General features: G+C 40.2%; 14 protein-coding genes. 2 read left to right on the top strand and 12 right to left on the bottom strand.

Annotated features, from left to right (window positions below):
- The 6 genes from RWO85_RS07100 to abc-f all read right to left on the bottom strand — a co-directional run.
- Positions 1-754: alpha-amylase family glycosyl hydrolase (locus tag RWO85_RS07100; RefSeq protein WP_314414960.1), on the bottom strand; the 754-nt coding region annotated here is incomplete at its 3' end.
- Positions 755-1,074: 320 nt separating this feature from the next.
- On the bottom strand, positions 1,075-3,354 hold the full coding sequence (gene pulA / locus RWO85_RS07105) for a type I pullulanase (RefSeq protein WP_314414961.1): 2,280 nt from the start codon (positions 3,352-3,354) through the stop codon (positions 1,075-1,077).
- A 111-nt stretch (positions 3,355-3,465) separates the two neighbouring features.
- Positions 3,466-5,424: an NAD-dependent DNA ligase LigA gene (gene ligA, locus RWO85_RS07110; RefSeq protein WP_314414963.1), complete on the bottom strand. Its 1,959-nt coding sequence runs from the start codon at positions 5,422-5,424 to the stop codon at positions 3,466-3,468.
- 92 nt (positions 5,425-5,516) lie between these two features.
- Positions 5,517-6,695 (bottom strand): MFS transporter, encoded by a 1,179-nt coding sequence (locus tag RWO85_RS07115; RefSeq protein WP_314414965.1) that lies wholly within the window; start codon positions 6,693-6,695, stop codon positions 5,517-5,519.
- Between the two features lie 79 nt (positions 6,696-6,774).
- Positions 6,775-7,638, bottom strand: coding sequence for a MutR family transcriptional regulator (locus RWO85_RS07120; protein ID WP_314414967.1), 864 nt, complete (start codon positions 7,636-7,638; stop codon positions 6,775-6,777).
- A gap of 2 nt (positions 7,639-7,640) precedes the next feature.
- Positions 7,641-9,542 carry a ribosomal protection-like ABC-F family protein gene (abc-f, locus tag RWO85_RS07125; RefSeq protein ID WP_314414969.1) on the bottom strand — a complete coding sequence of 634 codons (1,902 nt, stop codon included), beginning with the start codon at positions 9,540-9,542 and terminating at the stop codon, positions 7,641-7,643.
- 153 nt (positions 9,543-9,695) lie between these two features.
- On the opposite strand from abc-f, the gene RWO85_RS07130 reads away from it, so the two are divergent.
- Positions 9,696-11,414: a phospho-sugar mutase gene (locus RWO85_RS07130; protein ID WP_314414971.1), complete on the top strand. Its 1,719-nt coding sequence runs from the start codon at positions 9,696-9,698 to the stop codon at positions 11,412-11,414.
- Positions 11,415-11,525: 111 nt separating this feature from the next.
- On the top strand, positions 11,526-11,873 hold the full coding sequence (locus tag RWO85_RS07135; protein ID WP_314414972.1) for a thioredoxin: 348 nt from the start codon (positions 11,526-11,528) through the stop codon (positions 11,871-11,873).
- A 37-nt stretch (positions 11,874-11,910) separates the two neighbouring features.
- Here RWO85_RS07135 and RWO85_RS07140 read toward each other — a convergent pair whose 3' ends face one another.
- The 6 genes from RWO85_RS07140 to yycF form a co-directional block, all read right to left on the bottom strand.
- Positions 11,911-12,684, bottom strand: coding sequence for an ion channel (locus RWO85_RS07140; protein ID WP_314414974.1), 774 nt, complete (start codon positions 12,682-12,684; stop codon positions 11,911-11,913).
- Between the two features lie 45 nt (positions 12,685-12,729).
- The gene (locus RWO85_RS07145) at positions 12,730-12,984 is read right to left on the bottom strand and encodes a type II toxin-antitoxin system RelE/ParE family toxin (RefSeq protein ID WP_007284771.1); all 255 of its coding nucleotides are present in this window, start codon (positions 12,982-12,984) and stop codon (positions 12,730-12,732) included.
- 1 nt (position 12,985) lies between these two features.
- Positions 12,986-13,228: a type II toxin-antitoxin system RelB family antitoxin gene (gene relB, locus RWO85_RS07150; RefSeq protein WP_314414977.1), complete on the bottom strand. Its 243-nt coding sequence runs from the start codon at positions 13,226-13,228 to the stop codon at positions 12,986-12,988.
- A gap of 90 nt (positions 13,229-13,318) precedes the next feature.
- Positions 13,319-14,128 (bottom strand): MBL fold metallo-hydrolase, encoded by an 810-nt coding sequence (locus RWO85_RS07155; protein WP_084927302.1) that lies wholly within the window; start codon positions 14,126-14,128, stop codon positions 13,319-13,321.
- 1 nt (position 14,129) lies between these two features.
- Entirely contained in the window at positions 14,130-15,479 is a 1,350-nt protein-coding gene (gene vicK / locus RWO85_RS07160; protein ID WP_314414979.1) for a cell wall metabolism sensor histidine kinase VicK, read from the bottom strand.
- Complete coding sequence (yycF, locus tag RWO85_RS07165; RefSeq protein ID WP_314414980.1) at positions 15,472-16,179, bottom strand: response regulator YycF; 708 nt, start codon at positions 16,177-16,179, stop codon at positions 15,472-15,474. The genes vicK and yycF overlap by 8 nt, the downstream gene beginning before the upstream one ends.
- Positions 16,180-16,219: the final 40 nt, after the last annotated feature.

Raw genomic sequence — 16,219 nt, forward strand, 5'->3', positions numbered from 1 at the left:
CATCATAATAGGCCAAGGCATCATCATTGATAGTAAAGTGACCAGGTACCCAGTCCACGATAACCCCAATATTGTTTAAGTGACATTCCTCAACAAAATCTTGAAGCTCTTCAGGGCGACCATAGGCATGCTCTAAGGCGAAGTAACCCATAAGCTGATAGCCCCAACTCAAACCTAGTGGGTGAGACATCAAAGGCATAAACTCAATGTGAGTATAGTTCATCTCAACCAAGTAAGGAATGAGTTCATCTTTCAATTGAGCAAAAGTATAGGGGTTGCCATCAGGATTTCTCTTCCAAGAACCAGCATGGACCTCATAAATATTGACAGGACGCTCTTCAAAGCTCAAGCGTTTTCTACGAGCTAACCAAAGTCCATCCTTCCATTTTTTCTCTGGAATCTCTGTTAAAATCGCTCCAGTACCAGGGCGAGCCTCATATCGAACGGCCATGGGATCAATCTTCATAAGCTGATGACCATTTGCACGTGTAATATTGTACTTGTAAATTTGGCCTTCTTGAGCAAGACTAGTAAAGACTTCCCAAATTCCAAATTCATTCCGTTCCATCGGAATTTGATTCTCTACCCAATTGGTGAAATCCCCTACCAAGTGAACTGCCTGAGCATTGGGTGCCCAAACTCGGAAAGTATAGCCAGACTCACCATCTTTTTCTTCCCTATGCGCTCCCAGATAATGCTGGAGGTGAAAATTCTCACCGGTCATAAAAGTTTCTAAAGCTTTTTTCTTATCCATACACCCTCCTATCCTTTGTAAGCGTTTTCTATAGTTTTATTATACTATCTTTTTAGATAAGATTCAAGTAAATTACGATATTTGCTAAAAATTCTTTTGAAAGTCTTCAATAAATTCACTGATATATTCACTTGTAAATCAAGAAATTTTCGGAAAATCTTTGAAAACGAATTGTTTTTTAACAATACTATCATAAAGTTCGTTATTTTGCTAACAAAAATATAATTTTAAGTAAAAAAAGAAACCAGGAAATGAATTTCCTGATTTTATTGTTTTTAAGAGATAAAGCACTGTAAATGAATTTAAATTGTAACTCTATTCTACAAAACTTTAAAGACGCTGGCACTAACGCCACCAACCGTGTCTTTATCAGCTAAATGGCTGTTGGCCACCAACAGTTCTAGATTTCCAGCATTTTCAAACTGGAAGTCTTGCCCTTTAGCATTAAAGACAACTAATAAGTGTTCTTCCCCGTGAATTTCATAAACAATCCAACCACTATGCTCATTTGCTGAATGAACAAAGACATGATGGTAAATGTCATCATAAGTTGGGTAAGAAAAGGCACTGGTTTCTGTCTTCAATAGAATCATCTGACGGATAAAGTCAATACTGTCTTGACGCTCATTAATCAAATCCCAGTTGACTTGATTCACGCTGTCAGGAGCATTATAGCTATTCATAGCACGTTCTCTATCATCATGTGTCAACTCACCATTCTCACCAGTCGCAACCAGTTTGGTACGACCAAATTCTTGACCGATTTCCATAAAGGCCATCCCTTGCATGAGCAGATTCATGGCTGTGGCAGTTTCGACCTTGCGCATGATTTGCTCTGAACTTTGGTCTGGATGAAGAGTTGCCAATAAATCGTGAAGATTGTAATTGTCATGGGCTTCCACATAGTTAAGTACTTGATTTGGATGTGTATAGGTTCCTAATTCACGACTGCCTAGGATTGCTTTGGCAAGAATTGGCTCTGTCGCAGCACCACTGACAAAACCTGACTTGATAGCACCATAAACTTCTCCACCTTTAACAGCATCACGCTGATTGTCATTAAAGAAACCAATATTTGGCATCTGGTAGGCATTGTCCTTCTTAGCCTTATCATAAGGCGCTAAGCCTGTCCCCATATCCCATCCTTCTCCATAAAGGATAATGTTAGGGTCGATTTCATCCAAACTCTGGCGAATCATCTGCATGGTCTTGACATCATGAATCCCCATCAAATCAAAACGGAAGCCGTCAATATTGTATTCCTGTACCCAGTATAGGAGGGAATCAATCATATACTTGCGGAACATTTCGTGTTCACTGGCTGTTTCATTTCCAACACCCGTTCCATTCTGGAAGGTACCGTCTGGATTCATACGATAATAATAATCAGGGACAGTTGTTTGGAAAGGTGCATCAACTACTGAGAAGGTATGATTATAGACCACATCCATAATGACACCAATACCAGCATCGTGATAGGCTTGAACCATGGTCTTCAAATCACGAATGACCTGAGCTGGATCCTCTGGATTAGTTGAAAGGCTGGTTTCTGGTGCGTTATAGTTTTGTGGATCATAACCCCAGTTGTAGGTCACATTCCCATCCGCATCATATTCTTTGTGACGGTCTGCAATTGGTTGCAACTGAACATAATTATAGCCCAGCTTCTTGATGTAATCAAAAGCAGTTGACTGACCGTACTGGTTAACCGTTCCAGTCTGGGCAGCACCCAAGAAAGTTCCTCGAAGATGTTCATCCACACCTGAGGTCGGTGATTTGGTCAAATCACGAATATGCATTTCACAGATAACTGCCTTACATGGATTCGCCAAGCGCCAAGTAGCCTCAGAACCGTGCTTGACCTCGAAGCTTTCAACTTGCTTTTCTGCATGGCTCAGAATAGCTGAACGTTTGCCATCAGGACTGGTCGCAATGGTGTAAGGATCGCGTGTCAGTGTTTGGTGGTGAGGAAATTGGACTTGATACTGATAAGCCTTACCAGTTAAATCTTCCTCAACATCCAAACTCCAGACACCGATTGTATTGTCTTTATGGTTATAAGAGTAACTATTGCCTCTTTCCATATCAAATGTTTTCCAAACAGGTGCATCATTAGTAGTTGATTCATAAACAACAACCTGCACTTCTGTAGCTGTAGGAGCCCAGAGAGCAAAACGAGCCTGATTTTGCTCTACACGGCAACCCAATTCCCCTTGGTAACCCCAATGATGATCAAAACTAGCACTGTTAATGGCCTTATCAAATGCAAAAGGATTTTGATTTTTATAAGCAGGACTTGCAATAGCAGGATTTTCAGAATAATAAATTCTGTCATCCCCTTCCAAAATCCAGACCTCTGTTAAAAGAGGATAGTGATTAAAACGGATAGCATATTCTTTACTGGTTTGGCCTGTATGAACCACAAAATTCAAACTTTCTAGTGGATGAGAACTTGGGTGTTCAAAACTAAATAAAGCGCCAAAATAATCTTCTTTGTAGGTCAGCAAATCAATCCGTTGATCCTGACTTTTTACAAAAGAGCAAGTATCGTATTCACCATTCTTGCGATGGTAATGAATGCGCATAGGGTAGTTATACATTTTTTATTTTTCCTTTTTTGATTTGTTTCTATTTCACTAATAAATTTTTGACCGATTTTGTCCTGATTAACAAACTAGTTATACTGTCTAAACTCTGATTTTAAACGATTATTACAGACTTTCTAGCCAAGCTTCATCTCGAACTTCGATACCAAGTTCTTGTGCTTTTTGCAGTTTACTTCCAGCATCTGCTCCTGCCACAACAAGGTCTGTCTTTTTAGAAACACTGCCTGTTACTTTTGCACCCAGACTTTCGAGTTTGCTTTTAGCTTCTGAGCGCTTGAGCCGTTCCAATTTTCCAGTCAATACAACTGTTAAACCTGACAAGGCTGCATCTGCTACTACAGTCTGACCTTTATAGTCCAGATTGACCCCAGCTTCTTTCAATTCTCTGAGGAGAATTTCAGAGCCTTCTGTCGCAAAATAAGTCTGGAGACTCTTGGCAATCACACCACCCAGACTCTCAATACTAGCCACTTCCTCTGGATCTGCCTGAGCTAGATTTTCGATTGAATGAAAATGTTGAAGTAAGAGCTGACTGGCCTTACTGCCGACATGGCGAATTCCCAGACCAAATAAGAGCTTCTCGGCAGAATTTTCCTTAGATGCTTGAATGGCCTGATACAGTTTAGAAGCGGATTTTTCCTTAACACCTTCTAAAAGGAGGAAATCTTCTTCTTTCAAACGATAAATATTCGCCACATCCTTAACCAGATTAGCAGAAAAGAGTTTCTCAACTACTGATGGACCAAGGCCTGTAATATTCATGGCATCTCGAGAGGCAAAGTGAATCAAGCCTTCCATGATTTGGGCAGGACAACGCGGATTGATACAACGCAGAGCCACTTCATCTTCAAAGTGCAGCAAGCCAGAGTTACAACTTGGACAGTTTGTAGGGATATCTAGTTTTTCTTCAGAAACCCGTTTGGACTCTACTACACGTAAAACGGCAGGGATAATATCTCCAGCCTTATAAACGATAACCGTGTCGTCTTTGCGGATATCTTTTTCAGCAATATAATCCACATTGTGCAGGGTCGCACGGCTAACAGTTGTTCCGGCCAGCTGAACAGGGGTCAGATTAGCAGTTGGGGTTACAACACCCGTACGGCCTACTGTCCAGTCAACTGAGAGTAATTGGGCTTCTTTTTCTTCAGCTGGGAACTTGTAGGCTACTGCCCACTTTGGAGCCTTAACGGTAAAACCAAGTTCTTCTTGACCTGCTAGGTCGTTTACCTTGATCACTACCCCATCGATATCATAGGGAAGACTGTCTCGTTCCTCTCCTACTTCTTGGATAAAATGCCAGATTTCATCTATGTTTTCAGCCAAAATCCGCTTAGGATTGACCACAAAGCCTAGTTGTTCAAGATGATTCAAAACCTTTTCTTGGCTGTCACGAGTTGAAGGACTGGCTTCTTGATAGAGGAACGTTGCAAGATTGCGCTTGGCTACTACAGCTGTATCCAACTGTCGCAGGGTGCCTGCTGCCGCATTACGAGGATTGGCAAATTCAGGCTCTCCATTTTCTTGGCGAGCTTGGTTGACCTGGTCAAAAGAAGCGCGTGGCATATAACATTCCCCACGAACTGTGATATCTAGCTCTTCTGGTAAAGTCAAAGGAATGTCCTTAACACGCTTAAGATTTTCTGTGATATTTTCCCCAATAGAACCATCTCCACGCGTTGCACCTGCAACTAAAATCCCCTTTTCATAAGTAAGCGAGATTGACAAACCATCGATTTTCAACTCACAAATATAGGTTGGATGGGTCACTTCCTTACGAACACGCGCATCAAAAGCTTCAAGCTCCTCACGTGAAAAAGCATCCTGCAAACTATAAAGAGGATACTGATGACTGTATTTTTCAAAACCATCTAAAATCTTGCCACCAACACGGTGGGTCGGACTGTCTGCTAACACTTGATCTGGATAGGCATTCTCCAACTCAACCAACTCACGGTAAAGGCGGTCATACTCACTGTCTGAAACCGACGGATTATCGCTGGTATAGTACTCAGTCGCATAGCGATTGAGCAAGGCGACTAACTCATTCATTCTTTTATTCATAAAACCATTTTACCATAAACTAAGCCCTCCTCACAAACGAGAAGGGCGGAAAAAATACTTAGATTGGAATTATTTTTGAAGTCCAAGCAAACTTATGTCTCTTTTTCAAAATGAGTTCGAACATATCCGAGAGCTAAGAAAGATAAGGCTACAACTCCAAGTCCAATAATCAAGAAAGAATAAAGATGGATACTTGGAAGCAAGGTCATTAAACCTGTTGCTAGGGGCATAAATAGTATAGCTAAGGTATAAATCGAACTGAGAACTCTTCCCAGATATTCCCCTTCAACCTTGGTTTGTACCTGAGTAAAAAAGTGAATATTGAACATCGTCATAAATAGTTCACAAATGAAATTTCCTGAAAAAGCAAGATAGGAGGGGAGGGTAAAACCCATTATCATCACTCCAAGTCCAGTCAGAGCCAATAAAAACAAAAGCATTTCCATACTGGCTTTAATCTTACTAGCTAACAGCGCCCCAACAATAGATCCGATAGCCCCCATAGTTAAAATAGTGGCATAGGCACCTTGAACTCCATAGAGCTGATTTGAAAAGGGAAGGAGATAATTAAAGGCTGCGAAGAAAAAATTGACACTTGAAGCTATGACTAACAAAAAGAATATTTCCTTTTGCTTCAAAATATAGTGAAGTCCCTCCTTGATATCAGAAAAAATAACTCTGAATGTGAGTTTCTTCTCACCCATAGTCTTCTCTTCTTTCTTTGGAAGCAAGGCTACCAAGCCAAAAGCGAGGAAAAAACTAAGGGCGTCTAATACCAAGGTAATGCGAAGACTTGCAAATTGTAAAACCAGAAAAGAAAGCACAGGGGAACTCACACTGACAACCTGCATCACCAATTCCAAACGAGAATTGTAGAGGACCAGTTCATCCTTCTCTACCAATTCTGTGATAATGGCCTTATTGGCTGGTCTAGAAAAGGCGAAAGCAATAGCCTGCACAATATTGGCAAAAATCAAAGCTCCAATCATCCAGCTGTCATTCCTTATAAAAGAAATAGCCAGGCAAAGAATTCCACAAACAAGGTCTGTAGCCATTAAAATCCTACGACGAGAAAAACGGTCTGATATAACTCCACCAAAGGGATTTACGAGAATAGATGTGACGAGTTCAGAAATCTGATACATTCCTAAAACAGTCTGTCCGATAGTCCCCATGGAAGCCAACCAGACACTATTTCCATAATCATAGAGCATATTTCCTATCTTGTTAACAGCTCCACGGCTAATCAACTGTACGGCATAGCGATTCATATAAAAACTCCTCTCAAATTTTGAAACTATTGTATCAAAACTGAAAGGAGCTTTTTATTTTTTCCCTTATTTGGGAAAATTAATCTTTGACAAATTTTTCGTAGTGTTCCTGATAGTAGGCTACTTGCTCTGGGAGACCTAGCACGTCAAAAATATGCATGGCCTCTTGCATCTGGCTACAACCTTCTTTACACTTTCCTTTTTGGTACAAAGCAAAACCTTTTAAGTAATGTAAAATATTTCGTTCATACAGACTAATGTTTTTACCAATAATCTTCTCTGTATAAGTCTCAAAATAGCTAGCATTGTCAAAAGAAAGATGCTCTAAACAATGCTGGTAACAATTGAGGGCCAAAATCAACACCAATCTCTTATGGCGACCAATCTCTTGGTAAAATTCTTCCCTCTCCATAACTTCTCTTCCAATTCGAGTTACATAATCCACATCGTAGAAACTATAGAGGTTCCCGAAAAGAATCAACTCATACATGGTCCATTCTTCTGTTTTAAAAAGATAATCTGCTACCTTATCCAAATCATCCTGCTTCATATCATAACTCGAATCTCTTTGACAAATCAGACCTTGCAACAAAATCCAGTTCAGCTCAAAATAGAGAGGATTTGTCGAATTTCTAGCCTTTTCAAGTTGTTCTCTTTGAAGCTTTTGAAAACCTGCAATATCATTTGAATAGTAAAGGGGTACAATTTGTCCCATCATGGCAACATGTTCATGATTATGAAAATTCCTTGCCTTATCCATGAAATTTTCGATTGTTACATGAATGTTATCCAAAAGCTCAAAGAAACGTGAGACTGCTAGGTCAGACTCCCCAAGCTCAAAGCGAGATAACTGAGATGTTGAACAGGATTCCCCTGCCGCCTCCTTTAAAGAATAATTTCCACTTGTCCGAAATTCACGAAATACTTTTCCAAGATGTTCCATCTTTACACCTGCTCTGATAATTCTTCCCACTCAAGCATAGCTTCTTCCTGACGGTGGCTGATTTTGTCCAGCTCAGCCTGCAATTCCATCAGTTTTTCGGCATCGTTTGTTTCCAACATTTGTTCAGAAATGGTTTGGCTTTGACTTTCTAACTCTTCGATTTCAGCTTCTAGATTTTCGATTTGTCGCATGAGTTTGCGAACTTCTTTTTGACTTTCTTTCTGGGCCTGATAGTCATTAACTGAACTTACTTCTTTTGCTTGATTGCTAGTTGAAGCTTCTTCTATCTGACTGACTTCCATTTCAGCCTTTTTATCAACATAGTAGTCGTAGTCTCCAAGGTAGAGAGTCGAACCCTTCTCAGACAATTCCAGTACATGAGTTGCCACACGATTGATAAAGTAACGGTCGTGGCTGACAAAGAGTAAGGTTCCATCAAAGTCAATCAAAGCATTTTCTAGCACTTCCTTGCTATCAATATCCAGATGGTTGGTTGGCTCATCCAGAATCAAGAAGTTGTTGTTTTCCATAGACAATTTAGCCAAAAGCAAACGAGCTTTCTCTCCACCCGACAGCATGCCGACTGATTTTTTAACATCATCTCCTGAGAAAAGGAAGGCACCTAGGCGGTTACGGATTTCAACTTCTGGTGTCAGTTTAAAATCATTCCAGAGTTCATCTAGGACCGTATTACTTGGTGTCAGCTTGCTTTGGGTTTGGTCATAGTAACCAACTTCAACATTGGCCCCAAAGCGTTTTTCTCCCTTGATAAACGGAATCTGGTCCACGATAGATTTGATAAAGGTTGACTTGCCAATACCATTGGGACCAACGATGGCAATAGCATTCATCTTACGAAGGTCTAGGTTAATAGGCTCTGACAATACTTCCCCATCATAGCCAATAGCCGCATTTTCAACAGTCAGAACAACATTACCCGAGGTTTTCTCAGACTGGAAGGTCATGTTGGCTGATTTCTTGCCAGCTTCAGGCTTGTCCAAACGCTCCATTTTTTCCAGTTGTTTGCGTCGAGATTGGGCGCGTTTGGTCGTTGAAGCTCGGACTAGATTGCGGTTGACAAAGTCTTCCAGAGCTGCAATCTCCTTCTGTTGCTTTTCATAGTTTTTTGCCTCAGTAGCTAGCTTTTGCTCCTTCAACTCGACAAAACGAGAGTAATTGCCCACATAGCGATCCAAGGAATGCTTGGTCAAATCCAGCGTAATCGTCGCAACCTTGTCCAAGAAATAACGGTCGTGGCTGACGATAATGAGGGCGCCACTATAGTTTACCAAGTAATTCTCTAGCCAAGCAATAGTTTCAATATCCAAGTGGTTGGTTGGCTCGTCCAAGACCAAGAGATTGGGCTTTTCAAGGAGCATTTTGGCAAGTGCCAGACGAGTGTTTTGACCACCAGAAAGCTCGGCAATTTTCATCTGCCACATAGACTCGTCAAACTTGAATCCATTTAAAATCGCTCGGATATCAGCTTCATAGGTGAAGCCACCTGCTTGGCGAAAATTCTCAGATAAGCTATCATAATCTGACATCAGTTTATCCAAATCATCACCAGACTTTTCACCCATCTCCAACTCCATCTGACGAAGTTGTTTCTCCGTCCGACGTAAGTCATCAAAGACATAAAGCATCTCATCGTAAATGGTATTTTCAGACTCAAAACGGCTATCTTGGGCTAGGTAAGACAGAGAAATATCTTTTTTCTTATTGATTTCTCCACTAGTTGGATCCTCTTCTCCAACCAAAATCTTCAAAAGAGTAGACTTACCTGCACCATTTTTCCCAACAAGAGCAATCCTGTCTCGTTCATCAACTTGCAGGTTGATATTATCAAAAAGAACCTCTCCTGCAAAAGATCGTTCAATTTTATTAGCTTGTAAAATAATCATACAAGTAGTATAGCATGTTTCTCTAAGGCATTCAAGACTTGATAAACAGGCGTATGACACCACTGTTCTGAAAATTATGCTACCGTTTTACTAAAACGCTAAAAAGTGCTATAATGTGAACGGTTAAAACAATTTACAAAAAGGAGAATTTCAATGTCTTACCAAGAAAATTACCAGAAATGGGTTGATTTTGCGGAGCTTCCTGACTATCTTCGTCAAGATTTGGAAAATATGGACGAAAAAACAAAGGAAGATGCCTTCTATACAAATCTTGAATTTGGTACTGCAGGTATGCGTGGCTTGATTGGTGCTGGTACAAACCGCATCAACATCTACGTTGTTCGCCAAGCTACTGAAGGATTGGCTCGTTTGATTGAGTCAAAAGGTGGAAACGAAAAAGAACGTGGTGTCGCAATTGCCTACGATAGCCGTCACTTCTCACCTGAGTTTGCCTTTGAGTCTGCGGCAGTTCTTGCTAAACACGGCATCAAATCTTATGTATTTGAAAGCCTTCGTCCAACTCCAGAACTATCATTTGCAGTTCGTCATCTCAACTGTTTCGCAGGTATCATGGTAACAGCCAGCCACAACCCTGCACCATTTAACGGATACAAGGTTTACGGTGAAGACGGTGGACAAATGCCTCCACACGACGCGGACGCTTTGACTACTTATATCCGTGCAATCGAAAATCCATTTGCAGTTGAAGTTGCTGATGTGGAAGCTGAAAAAGCTTCTGGCTTAATTGAAGTTATCGGCGAAGCTGTTGACGTAGAATACCTCAAAGAGGTTAAGGACGTAAACATCAACCCAGCCTTGATTGAAGAATTCGGTAAAGACATGAAGATTGTCTACACACCACTTCATGGTACTGGTGAAATGTTGGCTCGTCGTGCTCTTGCCCAAGCAGGATTTGACTCTGTTCAAGTCGTTGAAGCACAAGCAACTGCTGACCCTGACTTCTCAACTGTAAAATCTCCAAACCCAGAAAGCCAAGCAGCCTTTGCCCTTGCTGAAGAACTTGGTCGCCAAGTTGGTGCAGATGTTCTTGTGGCAACTGACCCTGACGCTGACCGTGTTGGTGTGGAAGTTCTTCAAAAAGATGGTAGCTACCTCAACCTTTCAGGTAACCAAATCGGTGCTATCATGGCAAAATACATCTTGGAAGCCCATAAAAACGCTGGAACTCTTCCTGAAAACGCAGCTCTATGCAAATCTATCGTATCAACTGACTTGGTAACGAAGATTGCTGAAAGCTACGGCGCAACCATGTTCAACGTCTTGACTGGTTTCAAATTTATCGCTGAAAAAATCCAAGAATTCGAGGAAAAACACAATCACACTTACATGATGGGATTTGAAGAAAGCTTCGGTTACTTGATTAAACCATTCGTACGTGATAAAGACGCTATCCAAGCTGTTCTTGTCGTTGCTGAACTTGCTGCCTACTACCGTTCACGCGGTTTGACACTTGCTGACGGTATCGAAGAAATCTACAAAGAGTACGGCTACTATGCAGAAAAGACAATCTCTGTTACTCTTTCAGGTGTCGATGGTGCTGAACAAATCAAAGCGATTATGGCTAAATTCCGCAACAATGCTCCAAAAGAATGGAATGCAACAGCTATCACTGTCGTAGAAGACTTCAAGGCACAAACTGCTACTGCTGCTGACGGTACTGTTACAAACTTGACAACTCCTCCAAGTGATGTGTTGAAATACACACTTGCTGACGGTTCATGGATTGCCGTTCGCCCTTCAGGTACAGAACCAAAAATCAAGTTCTACATTGCAGTTGTAGGGGAAACAAACGAAGAATCACATGCTAAGATTGCTAATATCGAAGCAGAAATCAATGCTTTTGTAAAATAAAGCCCTATAAAAGATGAGACCAACCAATCTCATCTTTTTTTCGTATCAAATCTAAGCAATTTTAGAAACTTTATGGCATACTAGACATATCAATGAAAGCGAGGTAATCTCATGGAACAATTTTTAGATAATATCAAAGACCTTGAAGTCACTACAGTTGCGCGTGCGCAAGAAGCTCTTGATAAGAAGGAAACTGCAACCTTCTTTATCGGTCGTAAAACTTGCCCTTACTGCCGTAAATTTGCTGCTACCTTGGCAGGTGTCGTAGCTGAAACTAAAGCTCACATCTACTTCATCAACAGTGAAGAAGCAAGCCAACTCAATGAGTTACAAGCATTCCGCTCACGCTACGGAATCCCAACTGTACCAGGATTTGTTCACATTGTGGATGGACAAATCAATGTCCGTTGCGACTCTTCAATGTCAGCACAAGAAATCAAAGAATTTGCAGGATTGTAAAAAAACCACTCGATGAGTGGTTTTTAAATGGTCAAAATTACCTTTTTTCAATCAAATCTTGTATCATTCGATGTAGTTCTTCTATCTTTTCAGATTGTTTCTCTAGTAATATTCTCTGACTAGATAATTCATATTGGAGTTTATCAAGTTTTATCTGTTCATCTGGATTATCTTTTACAAAAAAGTTCGTCAAGGTACTTGTTAACATTCCTATTGTACTAATCCCTACCAACATTAATAAAACAGCTATCCATTTCCCAAAAAGGGAAACTGGAACAATATCACCATAACCAACAGTGGTTACTGTCACAAGAGCCCACCAAAGACTATCTGAGAAAGATTTTTCTTCAACTACAGATAAAATTGAACTTCCTACTAGAACAATAAAAATATTAACATACAAGATATAAATCAGGCCATTTGTCCGTAAGAATCTACTAATTTTTCTTTCTAATTTACCTGTAAGTCCAATTATTCTAAGTAAACGAGTCAGTTTCAGTAATTTTGTCAGCCTTGCTAAGCGGAAGATACGCCCTAATCGCAATACTGTAAAAATAGCATTTAAAGGAAGGATAGCTAACAAGTCAAAGATATTTTCAAGTATAAACCTCCATTTTGCTTTACTTGAAAAGAACCGCCAACCATAATCTACCACAAACACAAACCAAAGTAGCAAGTCAATAATACTGTATGGAGGACTGTCTAAATCAATCATCTCAGCAAATCCAAGTAATACCAGAATAACAGATATTAAAGCAAGTAAAATAATTGTTGTATCATAATAATCTGCAAAAAACCATTTTTTCTTCAAGTTTTACTCTCCTCACTTTCTATACTGTTATTAGTCAACTTTAATTCAATAAATATCTCTCCGATGACCAACTTCTAGAGTAGCAATGACTAATTCATCATCTACAATTTGTACGATAACTCGATAATTACCAATTCTATAGCGCCATTGACCAACGCGATTACCAACCAAAGCCTTTCCGTGTCGTCTTGGGTCTTCCAAAACATTGGTTTGTAAATAGTTTGTAATTAGCTTCTGCGTATAACGATCCAATTTTTTCAATTGCTTGATGAAACGTCTTGTTGGAACTAATTTATACAAATTATTCATCCTCCAAGCCTAAATCATGCATCATTTCTTCCCAAGTAATGGGTTCAACTCCTTTTTCCAAGTCTTCTAAATACTCTTGATAGGCTAAATCTGACACACGAGCATCGTATTCGTCTTCTAGAGCTTCAAGAGTTTTGGTGCGGATAAGTTCCGACAGGGAAACTCCTTCAAACTTAGCCATTGCCTTCATAAATGTTTTATCAGCTTCAGAAACTTTTAATGTAATAGTAGTCATCTTTTGCACTCCCTTTTTTAATGGTAACACCATTGTATTACTTTTTAGGTGTTCAGTCAATATAAAAAGAACACCTTCTTAGCGTTCTTTCTATATTTCTGTCAATGGTGTTGCGGTATCTGGTGAGGTATCATATACCTTAAAGTCTACTCCAACTCCCAGATCAGCTTGAGCCAGCTGATTGACCATGGTCATATGTGCCAGTTCCTTGATATTGTTCTCCTTAGATAAATGTCCAAGGTAGATTTTCTTAGTGCGATTTCCTAGCGTCCGAATCATGGCCTCAGCACCGTCCTCATTAGAAAGGTGACCTAGGTCAGATAGGATTCGTTGTTTGAGTCGCCAAGCGTAAGAACCTGCTCGCAAAATCTCTACATCATGGTTGGACTCGATAAGATAACCATCTGCATTTTCGATAATCCCTGCCATACGGTCACTAACATAACCTGTATCTGTCAAAAGGACAAAACTCTTATCATCCTTCATAAAGCGATAGAACTGCGGTGCGACTGCATCATGGCTCACACCAAAACTCTCGATGTCGATATCTCCAAAGGTTTTGGTTTTGCCCATTTCAAAGATATGCTTTTGTGAAGAATCTACCTTGCCAAGATACTTGCTATTTTCCATAGCCTGCCAGGTCTTTTCATTGGCATAAAGATCCATACCATACTTGCGAGCCAAAACACCTACTCCATGGATATGATCTGAATGCTCATGCGTAATCAAGATGGCATCCAGATCTTCTGGCTTGCGATTAATTTCAGCAAGTAGGCTGGTAATTTTCTTACCCGACAAGCCTGCATCCACTAAAAGCTTCTTTTTTGGGGTTTCCAGATAAAAGGAATTTCCACTGGAACCTGATGCTAAAATACTGTATTTAAAGCCTATTTCACTCATTCTAGTCTTCTACTTCGTCCTCCCATACTTCTTCTTTCACTGCATCCTTATCATAAGGGAGCACAATGGTAAAGGTTGAACCCTTACCGTATTCACTCTTGGCCCAAATAAAGCCATCATGTTGTTTGATAATCTCTTTAGCAATAGCTAGTCCTAAACCAGTACCTCCTTGGGCACGACTTCTAGCACGATCCACACGGTAGAAACGATCAAAGATTCGAGGCAAATCTTGTTTAGGAATACCCAAGCCTTGGTCTGAGATGGATAAAATCATCTGATCATCAGTCGTCTTCATGGTCACTGTGATTTTCCCACCATCTGGAGAATACTTGATGGCATTGTTGAGAATATTATCAATCACCTGGGTCATCTTATCTGTATCAATCTCAATCCAAACTGAAGTAATTGGATAATCTCTCACCAGTTCGTATTTCTTCTCTTCATCCTGCCCTCTTATCTGATCAAAACGGTTGAGAATAAAGGTTATAAAGGCAGTAAAATTAATCAATTCCACATCCAGGTGACTGGTTGCATTATCAATTCGTGAAAGATGGAGGAGATCTGTCACCATCCGCATCATACGGTTAGTTTCGTCTAGAGACACCTTGATAAAATCTGGTGCAACAGGTTCCGACAAGGCTCCCTCATCCAAGGCTTCAAGATAGGATTTTACACTAGTCAGAGGCGTCCGTAACTCATGACTAACGTTGGAAACAAAGAGTCTCCGCTCACGCTCTTCCTTCTCCTGCTCTGTCGTATCGTGTAAAACGGCAACTAGACCAGAAATAAAGCCAGACTCGCGACGGACTAAGGCAAAACGTACACGAAGGCTCAGATACTCACCATTGGCATCCTGAGAATCAATCATAAGCTCAGGAACTTGGGTAATCAAATCACGAAGTTCATATTCATCTTCAATCTTAAGCAATTCTAGAATGCTTTTATTGAGAACATCTTCTTTCTGAACACCTAGCTGTTTCTTAGCCATGTCATTAATCATGGTAATCTTACCACGACGATTGGTCGCAAGGACTCCGTCTGTCATGTATGAGAGGATACTGTGTAATCTTTTACTCTCTTGTTCCAGATTTTCTTGGGTCAACCGAATCACTTCTGATAAATCATTGAGATTATTGGTAATATTGGTGATTTCAGAGCTTCCCTGCATGTCCAATACCTGAGAATAATCTCCTGCAATCAGGTCTTTTACCTTTTGATTGATTTGCTTTAATCGAATATTATCCCGACGATTTTCTAGTAAGAGCAAGGTCACCACTAAAATAAAGCCAAGTAGAATGAGGATAAAGATAAAATCACTGGTTAAAACTGTGTCTTTAATTAGTTTAATCATTATTTCTCATATAATAACCAACACCGCGACGTGTTAGGATATACTCAGGACGACTTGGTGTATCTTCAATCTTCTCACGCAAACGTCTGATAGTTACATCAACAGTCCGAACATCTCCGAAATAATCATACCCCCAAACCGTTTCAAGCAAGTGTTCACGCGTAATTACTTGACCGATATGAGAGGCCAAGTGATACAAAAGCTCAAATTCACGGTGAGTTAAGTCTAGTTCTTCACCGTATTTTTTAGCTACATAAGCATCTGGTACAATCTCCAAGTCCCCAATTTGCAAGGGTTGGGTTTTCTTTTCATCTGTTTCTTGATTATCTACAGAAGCCAAGTCCGTGCGACGAAGAAGAGCTTTGACACGCGCCTGCAACTCACGATTTGAGAAGGGTTTGGTTACATAGTCATCGGCCCCAAGCTCTAAACCTATAACCTTATCAAATTCGCTATCCTTAGCTGACAGCATGATAATAGGAACACTACTGGTCTTACGAATAGTCTTAGCAACTTCTAAACCATCAATTTCCGGAAGCATCAAATCCAGAATAATAATATCTGGTTGCTCTGCTTCATATTGCTCTAGTGCTTCACGACCATTAAAAGCAGTTACAACCTCGTAACCTTCCTTGGTCATATTAAACTTGATAATATCTGAGATCGGTTTTTCATCATCTACAATTAATATTTTTTTCATTTGTTCACCTTTTTCTCTACTATTATACCAAAAAAATAAC

The sequence above is a fragment of the uncultured Streptococcus sp. genome, assembly GCF_963521865.1.
GTDB lineage: Bacteria > Bacillota > Bacilli > Lactobacillales > Streptococcaceae > Streptococcus.

Excerpts from the sequence above, each read along its gene's own strand:
- vicK (WP_314414979.1), bottom strand. The coding sequence starts at position 15,479 with ATGATTAAACTAATTAAAGACACAGTTTTAACCAGTGATTTTATCTTT.
- abc-f (WP_314414969.1), bottom strand. The coding sequence starts at position 9,542 with ATGATTATTTTACAAGCTAATAAAATTGAACGATCTTTTGCAGGAGAG.
- yycF (WP_314414980.1), bottom strand. The coding sequence starts at position 16,179 with ATGAAAAAAATATTAATTGTAGATGATGAAAAACCGATCTCAGATATT.
- RWO85_RS07120 (WP_314414967.1), bottom strand. The coding sequence starts at position 7,638 with ATGGAACATCTTGGAAAAGTATTTCGTGAATTTCGGACAAGTGGAAAT.
- pulA (WP_314414961.1), bottom strand. The coding sequence starts at position 3,354 with ATGTATAACTACCCTATGCGCATTCATTACCATCGCAAGAATGGTGAA.
- RWO85_RS07130 (WP_314414971.1), top strand. The coding sequence starts at position 9,696 with ATGTCTTACCAAGAAAATTACCAGAAATGGGTTGATTTTGCGGAGCTT.
- ligA (WP_314414963.1), bottom strand. The coding sequence starts at position 5,424 with ATGAATAAAAGAATGAATGAGTTAGTCGCCTTGCTCAATCGCTATGCG.
- RWO85_RS07135 (WP_314414972.1), top strand. The coding sequence starts at position 11,526 with ATGGAACAATTTTTAGATAATATCAAAGACCTTGAAGTCACTACAGTT.
- RWO85_RS07155 (WP_084927302.1), bottom strand. The coding sequence starts at position 14,128 with ATGAGTGAAATAGGCTTTAAATACAGTATTTTAGCATCAGGTTCCAGT.
- RWO85_RS07115 (WP_314414965.1), bottom strand. The coding sequence starts at position 6,695 with ATGAATCGCTATGCCGTACAGTTGATTAGCCGTGGAGCTGTTAACAAG.
- relB (WP_314414977.1), bottom strand. The coding sequence starts at position 13,228 with ATGACTACTATTACATTAAAAGTTTCTGAAGCTGATAAAACATTTATG.